This is a genomic window from Stenotrophomonas sp. PS02289, assembly GCF_029960115.1.
Taxonomy (GTDB): domain Bacteria; phylum Pseudomonadota; class Gammaproteobacteria; order Xanthomonadales; family Xanthomonadaceae; genus Stenotrophomonas.
Genome location: NZ_JASCOZ010000019.1, coordinates 1 through 12,627, shown reverse-complemented (window position 1 = coordinate 12,627; position 12,627 = coordinate 1). Strand labels below are relative to the sequence as shown.

Sequence of the window (12,627 nt, the reverse complement as noted above, 5' to 3'; positions counted from 1 at the left end):
CCGATCATGACCGGGCAGTTCCCCACACATTAGGGGCTGCCCGGGTCACCGCCTTGGGCTCATACCGCGGGTCGGCACCCTTGCCACGGCTGGCTTCGTAATCACGCAGCGCCGCCAACGCCGGCTTCTGCAGCAGCAGCAACGCGATGATGTTGAGCCAGCACATCATGCCCACCCCGATGTCACCCAGCGTCCAGGCCACCGTGGCGGTATTGAGCGCCGAGTACAGCATCGCCGCCACAAACGCGACCCGGAAGCCCGCCACCAGCAGCGGCGAGGGACGGTTGCGGCTGAGATACACCAGGTTGGTTTCCGCGGTGTAGTACAGCGCCAGGATGGTGGTGAAAGCGAACGGCAGGATCGCCAGGGCAATGAAGGAGCGACCAAAGCCCGGCAAGGCCGATTCCACCGCCTGCTGCACGTAACGCGGCCCGGCTTCCAACGCCCCCACATGCCAGACGATGAACTGCCCGGTCTGCGACAGCGGATCGTAGACGTTGTACGCCCCGGTGGAGAGGATCAGGAACGCCGTGGCACTGCATACCACCATGGTGTCGATGTAGACCGAAAACGCCTGCACCAGACCTTGCTTGACCGGGTGCGAGACATCGGCGGCGGCCGCCGGATGCGCACCGCTGCCCATCCCGGCCTCGTTGGACAACACCCCACGGCGCACGCCCCACTGGATGGCCGTACCGATCATCGCGCCAAACGCCGCGTCGGTGCCGAAGGCGCTGCGGACGATCATCATGAACATCTCCGGCACCGCATCCACGTTGAGCACCATCACGATGCCCGCGACCACCAGGTAGCCGACCGCCATCACCGGCACCACGACCTGTGCCACCTGGGCGATGCGGCGTACCCCACCAAACACGACCAGGGCCACGCCGGTTCCAATGACAGCGGCGGTCACCCAGCCTGGAATCGCCCAAGCCTCATCCACTGCACTGACAATGGCGTTGGACTGGGTGCCCGGCAGGAACAGGCCACACGCGATCACCGTGCTGATGGCGAACAACACTGCGTACCAGCGTTGGCCCAGACCACGCTCGATGTAATACGCCGGCCCGCCGCGGAACATCCCGCTGCTGTCACGCTCCTTGTAGATCTGCGCCAGGGTGGATTCGACGAAGGCACTGGAGGCTCCCAGGAATGCCACCAGCCACATCCAGAAGATCGCCCCGGGGCCACCGTAGGCAATGGCCATGGCCACACCGGCGATGTTTCCCACGCCCACACGACTGGACAAGGACATGCTCAGCGCCTGGAACGAGGACACGCCCGAACCGGAGCTGCGCCCCTGCACCATCAGGCGCAGCATGTCCGGCAAGGCTCTCAGCTGGATGAAGCGCGTACGCAGGCTGAAGTAAAGACCGACCAGCAGGCACAGGCCCACCAGCACCGGACTCCAGACGACACCGACCACGTAGGTGACGATGGCTTCAATGTTCATGGGGACCCCCAATGGTTCAGAAGAACATGCCCAGCGCGATCTGCGGGCTGATGTAGTGCCCGGTGTTGCGGCCGGCCACCGAGAACTCCACGCCGGCAATCAGACCGACGTTCGGCGAGAAGTGGTATTCCACCGCCGGTGCCAGACTGACCACGCGGGTGGCGGGCAGGCGCAGTTCCACGCGTTCCGCGTGTCCGTCAGTACCCGGTGCATAGCCGCTCAGGCGGCGGTCGGACTGCCGGCTGGCGGCGACCTCGAACACCCCCACCCAGCGCGAGCTGAAGCTGTACTCGGCGGCGGCGGAAACACCCAGCAGCGAGCCCGGTGCATAGTTGCCGCGGAAGCCGTAGGGCGTGCCGTACACGCTGTTGTCGTTCAGCGCGACCCGCGCCGGCGACGGGCTGGCGGTGAGCTGCGCGCGCCAGCGCAGCGGGCGCTCGTTCGGCATCCAGATGACCTGCTGCATGCCCAGCCCGAAGCTGGTGCGCTGCACGCCATCGCCCTGGGCATTGAGCGGGTTGCCGCCAATGCGGTCATAGCTGCCGGTGGCGTAGCGCTGGTTGACCGAGACCGAGATGGCCGGACGGGTGCCGTCCTCGTTGGACTTCTGCAGGGCGTACTGGACCATGGCCGTGGTGTCGCCCGCGCGGAAGCCGCGGCTGCGCGCGCCCGCCGTTTCCACCCGGGCGGCGCTGAGGTTGACCTGCGCGGTGACGCGCTCGCCCAGACCGTAGGCGATCGGCAGGACCATCAGCCAGGCGCTGCTGTCCGGGCTGTCGTGGCGGCGGCCTTCGCCGTCGTAGAAACGGTCGCTATCAGTGCGGATCAGGTACGGCTCGACGTAGGCGTTGCCCTTGGGCATGCCGGCGGGATTGGGGGTGATCAGCGGGCCGGTGAAGTTGACGCCCTCCAGGGTGCGGCCGCTGGCCGATGCCACGCCGGGAACGAAGAACAGGGTGGCCAGGGCCAGGGGAATCAATCGCGACATCGGGTGCTTCCTGTGGTGTTGGAAGCTGCAATCTGCCGGGCGCTGTCGCGGTGAAAAATCGTTAAATGTTCAAAATGGGGGTTTCGTGAACTTTGCAGGCATGTTGGTGTTGAAGGCGACACTGTGCGTCGCACATGGCCTGTCGCTTCGGCTTCCGCAAAAAAAAGCCCGGTCGCACTGCGACCGGGCTACCGGGATTCCTCACACCCCACGCGGTGAGCGACACGGACGATCCGTGAACCGGACAACGGTGCCGCACTGCGTGGGTGTCTCTCCTCACCAACGCAATACGGAACGGCGGTGCACTGTGGCGCCCTGCCCGACCCGCTGACCATCCGATAACTCTGAATCGACTGACGTCACTGCAGGTCTGCAGCGGTCGATCGCACCACGTGGGGCGGCGCTTGCGCGTCGCCCCGATCAAACGTCACATCGCGTTGTGGCCGTACCAGTGCGACAACAGCACGGCCGTGGCCGAGGCCACGTTCAGACTTTCCACCGCGCCACTGCCGGGAATGGACACCTGCAGATCGCAGTCCTGCGCCAGCGCGCGGTCCATGCCCTCACCCTCGGCACCCATGACGTACACCAGGCGCGCCGGCAAGGTCGTGGCGAACAGGTTGTCGCCGCCTGAAACCAGCGTGGCAGCCAGCCCGAAGCCGGCCTGGCGCAACTGCGCCATCGCCTCCGGCAAGGCCGGCAGACGCACCAGCGGCACGGCTTCTGCGCCACCTTCGGCGACACGCGCGGCGGCACCGGACAGCGCCAGTGTCGCGCCCGGCGGCAACAGCAGACCGGCCACTCCGAAGTGCGCGGCCGAACGCAGGATGGCTCCGAAGTTGTGCGGATTGCCGACCCCGTCCAGCCACAGCGCGAGTACCGGCTTGTCGTCCGGCAACCCATCCAGCCATGCGCCCAGCTCGAGCATCGGTGCGCGCAGCACGTCGGCCACCACGCCTTCATGGTGGGTGGTGGCGGCCAGCTTGTTAAGGTCGCCCTCCTCCACCACGCGGTACCCCACGCGATTGGCCACGCACCACTTCAGCAGCGGCTGCAGCCGCGGAATCAGCGCCTCGGCCAGATACAGCTTGCGCAGCGCCTGCGGCCGACGCTCGAACAAGGCCAGCACGGCGTTCAGACCGTACAGGCGCAGTTCGTCGTTGCCGCGACCCGGCGGCGTGCCATGACCACCGCCCTGCCCGCTGCCCTCACGCGGGGGCAGCGGGGTGGCGCGTGGCGGGCGCGCCGACGGGCGACGTGCGTTTTTCCAGGGATCATTCACTACGGGACAGCTCCAGCTTGCGTTGACGCCAGAAGTCGGCGTTCTTGATGCCCAGTGCATCCGGGTCGAAGGTCGGGTCCAGGCCCAGCTTCTTCTGCCGCTCGTAATCGCGCAGCGCCAGCATGGCCGGTTTCTGGATGATGAAGATGGCAATGATGTTCAGCCACGCCATCAGGCCCACGCCGATGTCGCCCAGGCCCCAGGCCAGGGTGGCGTTGTGGAAGGCACCGAAGATGACCATGCCGATGATGCCAAGCCGCAGCAGCAGCACGGTCAGCGGGCGATGCTTGTTGTGGTTCACATAGCTGAGATTGGTCTCGGCCATGTAGTAGTACGCCATGATGGTGGTGAAGGCGAAGAAGAAGATCGCCATCGACACGAACGACGCACCCCAGCCCGGCAGCACAGCTTCCACACCGGCCTGCGCGTAGCCCGCACCTTCCGGAATGCCGGCCAGCCCCTGGAAGATCGGCGCTGCGCCTTCCACCGGCGAGTACACGTTGTAGGTGCCGCTGGCCAGAATCAGGAACGCGGTAGCGGTGCACACCATCATGGTGTCGAAGTAGATCGCGAAGGCTTGGACGTAACCCTGCTTGGCCGGGTGCGAGACTTCTGACGCGGCTGCCGCGTGCGGGCCCGAACCCTGGCCGGCTTCGTTGGCGTAGATGCCGCGCTTGACGCCCCATTCAATGGCCAGGCCCATCATCGCGCCGAACGCGGCGTGGGTACCGAACGCACTGTTGAAGATGATGCCAAACATTTCCGGCACGCGATCGTAGTTGATGATCATGATGACCACGGCCATCAGGATGAACCCGGCGGCCATGAACGGCACCACGATCTCGGCGAAGTTGGCGATGCGCTTGACGCCGCCGAAGATCACCACCGCCAGCAGCAGGGCGACCACGATGCCGATGCCCAGCTTGAGCGCGGCCACCGATTCCATGCCGAACGCCTGGCCATCCAGCGGACCGCACAGCGCGCCGCCGCGGCAGGCATTGATGATGCTGTCGGCAATCGCATTGGCCTGCACGCCCGGCATCAGGAAGCCGGCGGCGATGATCGTGGCAATGGCGAAGGCCATGGCATACCACTTCAGGCCCATGGCCTTCTCAATGTAGTACGCCGGACCGCCGCGGTAACGCCCTTCGGCGTCCTTGGTCTTGTAGATCTGCGCCAGGGTGCATTCCACGTACGAGGTGGATGCGCCGAGGAAGCCCATGATCCACATCCAGAAGATGGCACCGGGGCCGCCGAAGGCAATGGCGGTGGCCACGCCGGCGATGTTGCCGATGCCCATGCGTCCGGCCATCGACATGGCCAGCGCCTGGAACGAAGAGACACCGGCGTCGGACTTTTCGCCCTTCACGGTGAGGCGGCACATTTCCACGAAGCCGCGGAGCTGCATGAAACGGGTGCGCAGGCTGAAGTACAGCCCCGCGAGCAGGCACACAGCGATGAGTGCCTTGCTCCAGATGATGCCATTGATGAAATGTACGGCTGCTTCCACGCGCTCTCTCCAGTCGGCGGAAAATGAAGGGCGTCCCGTCGGCTGGAAGGGACCGCCCCGATTCTCGCTGATTGAAGGCCCCGCCGATAGGTGCCAACCGTTGGTTGGCACCGTTCAGGTTACGCGTGGCCGCCGACGGAGGGCGTTTCCGCTTCCTGCTTCTCCAGTTCCCGTGCCACGGCTTCAGGCGAGCGGGTGTACGGAGCCAGCACGGCGTAGAAGGCCGGGACCACGAACAGGGACAGGAAGGTGGACACGGTGACGCCGAAAATCACCACGATGCCGATAGTGCCGCGACTGGCCGAGCCCGGCCCCCCGGCCACCACCAGCGGGATCGCACCGACCACGGTGGCAATGGAGGTCATCAGGATCGGACGCAGGCGGACCATCGACGACTCGACAATCGCGCGGTGCACGTCGCGGCCCTCGTCGCGCAGCTGGTTGGCGAACTCCACGATCAGAATGCCGTTCTTGGCCGCCAATCCAACCAGCATGACGATGCCGATCTGGCTGAACAGGTTGATGGTTCCGCCGCTGACGTACAGGCCCAGCAAGGCCCCCAGCACACCGAGCGGGACGGTCAGCATGATCACCAGCGGATGGATGAAGCTCTCGAACTGCGCGGCCAGCACCAGGAACACCACCAGCAGGGCCATGGCGAAGGTCAGCAGCACCGCGCCGCCGGCGTTCTGGTACTCGCGCGATTCACCCTTCCAGTCGATCTGCGCGTGCTGCGGCAGCTCTTCACGCGCGGTCTGCTGGGCCCAGGCGATGGCCTCGCCGAGCGGATATCCGGGCGCAAGACCGGCGCTGATGGTGATCGAGCGTAGTCGGTTGAAGCGGTTCAGATTGCCGGCCTCGGCCACCTCGCTCAGGGTGACCAGGTTGGACAGCGGCACCAGTTCGCCGCTGTTGGCGCGCACCCGGATGGCGGCCAGATCGTCCGGCGTGGCGCGGCCTTCACGGCCCGCCTGGACCAGCACGTCGTACTCCTCGCCGTTGTCGACGAAGGTGGTGACCCGGCGCGAACCCATCATGGTTTCCAGCGCCGAACCAATCGCGGTCACTGAAACCCCCAGGTCGGCCGCACGCTGGCGGTCGATGTTGACCCGCATCTGCGGCCGGGTTTCCTTGTAATCCGAGTCCGGCCCGACCAGACCCGGGTTGTCGGCCATGCGCGCCAGCATGCGGTCGCGCCACTGGGCGATCTCCGCGTATTCCGGGCCGCCGAGCACGATCTGGAACGGTTGCCCACCGCTGCGAACCAGTCCGCCGCCGACCTGGGTGCGCACGCGCACCCCGCGCATCACATCCAGGTGCTTCTGCAGATCCGCGGCCACGTCCATGGTGTTGGTGTCACGCTCGCGCCAGGGCTGAAGGAACACGCTGATGCGGCCAGTGTGCATTTCCTCGCTGGCCCCGAAGCCGCCGGGCACACGCGGATTGGCGCGGGCAATGGGTTTGTCGTCGCCGACGAAGCCGCCGACAATCTGTTCGACCTGCTGCACCTGGCCCACGGTGTAGTCGTAGCCGGCACCTTCCGGTCCGTCGATCATGATCTGGAACGAACCACGGTCTTCGGCCGGAGCCAGCTCCGAGGGCAGCACCTTGAGCAGCAGCGCGCTGGCGGCCAGCGACAGGATCATCACCACGATGTAGATCCAGGTGCGGCCGACGTGTGCGTCGAGGAAGCGGCCGTAGCTGGCCGAGACGCGGTCCAGGTTGCGGTTGATGAAGCCGTGCAGCCCCTTTGGGGCCTGGCCGGTATGCGGCTTGAGCAGCTTGGAGGCCATCATCGGGGTCAGCGTCAGCGACACGAACGCCGACAGCGCGACGGCCGAGGCCAGCGCCACCGCCAGTTCGCGGAACAGACGCCCCGTGTTGCCTTCCAGGAAGCCCACCGGCAGGAACACCGCCACCAGCACGGCGGTGGTCGCGATCACCGCAAAGGCGACCTGCGCGGTACCGCGCTTGGACGCCACCAGCGGCGGCTCGCCCAGATCGATGCGGCGCTGCACGTTCTCCACCACCACGATCGCGTCGTCGACCACCAAGCCGATACACAGCACCAGCGCCAGCAGAGTCAGCAGGTTGATCGAGAAGCCAAAGGCATACAGCGCGATGAACGCGGCGACCAGACAGACCGGCACCGTGACCGCGGGAATGAGCGCAGCGCGGAAACTGCCGAGGAACAGCCAGATCACCACCAGCACCAGCAGCATCGCTTCCACGAGCGTGGCGTAGACGCGGTCCACGGCCGCTTCAATGAAGGTGGTGTTGTCGAAGGCCACGAAGATGTGGGTGCCATCGGGCAAGGTCTGCCCGACCCGCTCGGCCTCGGCGCGCGCGGTCCGGGCCACGTCCAGTGAGTTGGCGGTGGAGGTCTTGACGATGCCCAGGCCGATGCCGGGCTCGCCATTGCTGCGGTAGTAGGCGCGGCGTTCGGAGGAGGCCAGTTCGATCTTCGCCACATCGCCCATGCGTACGACGTAACCGTCCGCGCCCTTGCCGAGCGGAATGGTGGCGAAGTCTTCCGGCTTCACATAGTTGCGCTCCACGCGCAGGGTAAAGTCGCGGTCGGTGGATTCCAGGCGACCGGCCGGCAGTTCGACGTTCTCGTTGCGCAGCGCGGTTTCCACATCGCCGACGGTGAAGCCGCGTGCGGCCAGCTGGTCGCGATCCAGCCACACGCGCATGGCGTAGCGCTGGCGGCCGCCGATGCGGACCTGGGCGACCCCGTCGAGGCTGGAGAAGCGGTCGACCACGTAGCGGTCGGCGTAGTCACTCAGCTCCAGCGTGTTCATGCTGGACGAGGTCATGTTGAACCAGATGATCGGGTCGGCGTCACTCTCGACCTTGGCGATTTCCGGCGGGCGCGCCTCCTCGGGCATGCGGTCGGCGACGCGGCTGACGGCGTCACGCACGTCGTTGGCGGCGGCTTCGATGTCGCGGTTGGAGGTGAACTCAATGCTGACCTGCGAGCGACCATTGGAGCTGCGCGCATTGATGGTGTCGATGCCTTCGATGCCGGCCAGGGCGTCTTCCAGCACCTGGGTGATGCGGCTTTCGATGACGGCGGCCGAGGCACCGGTGTAGTCCACCGAGACCGAGACGATCGGCGGGTCGATGGCGGGGAGTTCGCGCAGGGTGAGCCGGGTGAACGACATGATGCCGAGCACCACCAGCAGCAGGCTCATCACCACGGCGAACACCGGCCGCTGGATGGAGACGTCGGAGAGCTTCATCCGGCGCTTTCCACCGGAGTGGTGGCCTTCTGCGCAGGCGGCTGCGTCGGGGCAGCGGCCGGTTCTTCAACGGGTGCCGCGGCAGGCGCGGTTGGGGTGTCGCTGACCTTGAGGCCGGGACGGAGCTTGCCGGTGCCATCGACGACGATGCGGTCGCCGGCCTTCACGCCTTCACGGATCTCCACCACGCCGGCGCGGCGTGCGCCGCTGACCACGTCGACGCGCTCGACGCTCTGGTCGGGCTTGACGCGGTACACGAAGGAATCGCGCCCCACCTGGACGACGGCGATCTCGGGAATGACCAGGGCCTGGCGTTCCGGACGGAACATGCGCACGTCGAGCAGCATGCCGGGGCGCAGGGCGTGGTCGGCATTGATGAAGTCGGCACGGACGGTCACGGCGCGGGTGCCGGGATCGACGCGGGTGTCGATGGTGGCGACCTCGCCTTCGAAGGTGCGGCCGGGATAGGCGACGCTGGTGGCCGTGACCTTGTCGCCTTTGCCGAGCGAGGCGAGTTCGGCTTCGGGCACCTGGAAGTCGACGTGCATGCGCTCGATGTCATCGAGGGTGGCGATGACGGTGGTGGGGGTGACCAGCGAGCCTTCGCTGACCTGGCGGATGCCGAGCACGCCGGCGAAGGGCGCGCGGACACGGCGGTCGCCGATGTCGGACTGCATTTCCAGCACACGGGCCTCGGCCGCATCGCGGATGGCGCGCTGGGTATCGAGGGTGGCGCTGGCAACCAGCTGCTGGGCGGCGAGTTCGCGCTGGCGCTTGTAGAGCTGGTCGGCCTCGGCAAACGTGGCCTGGGCCTGGACCAGGGCCGCCTGCTGGGCCTGGCCGCGCAGCGTCACGAGCGGGGTGCCGGCGGCGACCTGCTGGCCGCTCTCAAAGTGGACCCGCTCGATGATCTCGCTGACCTTGGCGGTGACGGTGACCGATTCGCGGGCCTTGGCGGTACCGAGGGCCTGCAGGGTGTCGCTCCACGCAGAGGGCTGCACCACCTGGGTGGTCACCGGGACCTGTTCAGCCTGCCGGCGAGCGGCCTCGTCCTTGCTGCCACAGGCGGCCAGAAGGGCCAGACCCAGGCCAGCGACGATGCGCGCGGTGATGCGTACCAACATGCAGAACAACCCCAAAGATTCTACGACGGCCGAGTGTAGCGGCCGATCCGTGAGGGCATATGTGCCAAGCGTTTACCGGGGCCTTCACGGCCACGCGGTGACACCGGAAACCCCTTTCGTGCTGGGCTATACGGGGCGTGTATCGACGTGTGTCAGTGCGTGTCGGTTTGCCTCGAGAGAGTGTCCCACCGGGGGCCGCCTGACGGCCGCCCCCGGTGGTTCATCGCTCGCGGCCGGCCGTAGAGCCACGCCCTGCGTGGCTTCGCGGTGCCTGATTCGTTCGACCCTCAGTACCGGTAATTCACCTTCAACCAAGCCGTCCGCCCCGGCTCGTTGATGCGCACGGGGTCTGCCGGGAACCCGAAATCCGCGCTCCCGGCCAGATTCAGATGCTCGCTGTAGGCGCGGTCGAATACGTTGTCGATGCCAGCGCTGACCGAGAGGCTATCGCTGAAGCGGTATCCGGCATTCAACGCCAAGGTGGCGAATCCCGCGCTCGGCCCAAGATCCTGGGCCACGACATTGCCCTGCCCGGCCGCAACACGATGCTGATGCGCCACCGCGCGAACCAAGGCACCAGCACTCCAGCGCGCGCCTTCCCAGTTGGCGGTGAGGCGGGCTTCCAGCGGTGGCATCTGCGGCAATGCGCTGCCGTCGCTGCGGTTCTCACCCCAGGCATAGGCCAGGGTGCTGCCGAGTTTCCAGCCCTGCCCGACCTGCAGTTCGGCACCGGCTTCGGCACCGGCGATGCGTGCGTCGATGTTGCTGGCCTGGCTGCTGCTGCCCATCATGCCGCCGGCGTGATAGGTGAACAGGATGTAGTCCTGGATGCGGCCGGCGTAGGCGGAAACCCAAGCGTTGAGTCGGTCGCTGCGGTACTGCAGACCGAGGTCGAGCTGGGTGGTCTTTTCGGGCTGGATGCTGCTGAACGCGTTGAGGCTGCCGGTGGGGCCGCTGTCGGGCGAGAACAGTTCCCAGTAATCCGGCATGCGTTCGCTGTGGCCGAGGCCGGCATACGCGGTGAGCGCACCGCTGATATCCCGCTCCCAGCGGAAGAAGCCGCTGCCGAGATCTTCGCGACGGGTCTGGCCGGCGGTGGGATTGGGCATGCCCATCATGCCGCCGCTGCGGCGCTCGTCGGTCACTTCAGCGCGGTCGATGCGCAGGCCGCCGATCCAGCGCTGGGCGGTGCCTTCGCCGAGGGTGATCTCACTGAAGACACCCCGTTGTTCAAAGCGGGCGTCGACGCTCCACGGCTGCTGGCGGTAGGTGTTGCGGCCCATGCCACTGCGGCTGCGGTGGCGGCTGTCCTGGGCATCCACGCCGGCGACGACGGCCACGTTCTGCCAGCGCCATTCGGCGGCGACGCGGCCGCCGGTCGTGCGGCGGTCCACGTTCGCGGCCATGGGCATCGGCATGCTGCTGGCCATGTTGGGCTCACGCAGGGTGTAGTTGTCCATCAGGTGGTCGGCGTCGTTGTAGTAGACGTTGGCGAGCACCTTGTCCCACGCACCGGGCAGATTGTACTTTTCAAAGCGGGCGGCGTAGCTGGTGCGCTTGAACGCCGCGCCGTCCATGCCGCGTCCGGCATAGCGCGCAATGGCGTCGCCGGTGCCGGCGGAGAGCTCCAGCACGGTGTCCGCATCGGGGGTCCAGCCGACGGCGACGTCGCTGTTCCATTTGCGCCATTTCGAGGGGACGACATCGCCGTTGCCGTCTTTGTAGTCATCGGCTTCGGAACGGTTGCCATTGACCCGCACGTAGCCCTGCGACGCTCCGGCGGTGAGGTCGAGGACCTGGTCGTTGCGGTTGCGCGAGCCGACCAGGGCGCTGGCATCCAGGTTGATGCCGGGTGTGTCGAAGCGCGGGGTTTCGCGTTCGAAACGCACGGTGCCGGCGGAGGCACCGGCGCCCCAGCGCACGCTCTGCGGGCCCTTGATGATGGTGAGACGGTCGAAGGTTTCCGGCGCGATGTAGGACAGCGGATTGTCCATGCGCGAGGGGCAGGCCCCGATCAGATTGCCTTCGTTGCTGACGATGTTCAGGCGTGAGCCGAACATGCCGCGCAGCACCGGGTCGCCGTTGGTACCGCCATTGCGGATGGCGGAGAAGCCGGGAACGGTCTTGAGGTAGTCGGCCCCGTCGCTGGCGGGAACGGGCTGGCGTGGCAGGCGGGGGTCGGTGACCCACTGCAGCGGTGAGGACGGCGCGGCGGCGGTGACCACCAGGGTATCGAGGGTACGGGCGTCGTCGCGTTCTGCCGCATGCAGCGAGGGCGCGATCAGGGCAAGGGACAGGCAAACGGACAGGCGCGTCAATGCGCCCGGGTTGCGGGAAGCAAACGTCATGTTGGAACTCCAGGAACACGCAGAGGTGCACGCGGCCGGTTGGGCCGCGCGCAGCAGAAAAATCAGGGGGCGGTGTTCAGGCGTTCAGGGGTGGGCCGCGCGCGGCATGGGCCGGCCAGCGCAGGCTGCGTGGCGTGGCGACGCTGCGCAGGATCGGCGGCGCGATCTTCGGCAGCGCTGGCAACAGGACCAGGAGGACCGCCAGCCACGGCATCAGCCGCGAGGCCATCATGCAGTACTCGCAGGCCTCGCCATGCCCGGCGTGGGGGTCCAGCGGCGGTGGCGGCGCAGGCTCGGCCGGCACCGCGTGATGGGCGTGCGCCGGCATGGCATGCGATGCACCGCGATGCATCATCGCGTGGTCATGCATCGGGGGCGAAGACGCCACCTCGGACGTGGCCGGCATGACGTGTGCCATGCCACCGGGCATCAACATCACCGGGTCGCCGTGCGCCTGCTGCCAGCGGCTCAGCAGCGGAGCCAGCGCCATCAGCAGCGTCGCCACGAAGGCGAGCTGCAGCAGGAGGGCGAAGGGACGGCGACGGCGATTCACCGGGGAATTGTAGCGAGCAGGATGCGGCCGAACGCCGCGTGCGACCAAGCGTCGCAGGGGTCAGGCACCGCCTGGGCCGGCCAACCGCCCGCGCTACCCGAAACACGGCGGCCTCGGTAGC

Annotated in this window: 8 protein-coding genes; all 8 read right to left on the bottom strand. The window is 67.1% G+C overall.

Annotated elements, in window-relative coordinates; genetic code table 11:
• Positions 1–4: 4 nt before the first annotated feature.
• The 8 genes from QMX83_RS04600 to QMX83_RS04565 all read right to left on the bottom strand — a co-directional run bounded on the left by QMX83_RS04600 (position 5) and on the right by QMX83_RS04565 (position 12,506).
• Positions 5–1,456, bottom strand: coding sequence for an alanine/glycine:cation symporter family protein (locus QMX83_RS04600; RefSeq protein WP_282295481.1), 1,452 nt, complete (start codon positions 1,454–1,456; stop codon positions 5–7).
• Between the two features lie 16 nt (positions 1,457–1,472).
• Positions 1,473–2,444 (bottom strand): hypothetical protein, encoded by a 972-nt coding sequence (locus QMX83_RS04595; protein WP_282295480.1) that lies wholly within the window; start codon positions 2,442–2,444, stop codon positions 1,473–1,475.
• A gap of 427 nt (positions 2,445–2,871) precedes the next feature.
• Positions 2,872–3,726 carry a TrmH family RNA methyltransferase gene (locus QMX83_RS04590; protein WP_282295479.1) on the bottom strand — a complete coding sequence of 285 codons (855 nt, stop codon included), beginning with the start codon at positions 3,724–3,726 and terminating at the stop codon, positions 2,872–2,874.
• Positions 3,719–5,236 carry an alanine/glycine:cation symporter family protein gene (locus QMX83_RS04585; protein ID WP_282295478.1) on the bottom strand — a complete coding sequence of 506 codons (1,518 nt, stop codon included), beginning with the start codon at positions 5,234–5,236 and terminating at the stop codon, positions 3,719–3,721. Before QMX83_RS04585 ends, QMX83_RS04590 begins: the two co-directional genes overlap by 8 nt.
• A 119-nt stretch (positions 5,237–5,355) precedes the next feature.
• Positions 5,356–8,481, bottom strand: coding sequence for an efflux RND transporter permease subunit (locus QMX83_RS04580; RefSeq protein WP_282295477.1), 3,126 nt, complete (start codon positions 8,479–8,481; stop codon positions 5,356–5,358).
• Entirely contained in the window at positions 8,478–9,605 is a 1,128-nt protein-coding gene (locus QMX83_RS04575) for an efflux RND transporter periplasmic adaptor subunit (RefSeq protein ID WP_282295476.1), read from the bottom strand. Before QMX83_RS04575 ends, QMX83_RS04580 begins: the two co-directional genes overlap by 4 nt.
• Before the next feature lie 287 nt (positions 9,606–9,892).
• Positions 9,893–11,953: a TonB-dependent copper receptor gene (locus tag QMX83_RS04570; RefSeq protein ID WP_282295475.1), complete on the bottom strand. Its 2,061-nt coding sequence runs from the start codon at positions 11,951–11,953 to the stop codon at positions 9,893–9,895.
• A 76-nt stretch (positions 11,954–12,029) separates the two neighbouring features.
• Positions 12,030–12,506, bottom strand: a complete 477-nt coding sequence (locus QMX83_RS04565) for a DUF2946 family protein (RefSeq protein ID WP_282295474.1) — start codon at positions 12,504–12,506, stop codon at positions 12,030–12,032.
• Between the last annotated feature and the right edge of the window lie 121 nt (positions 12,507–12,627).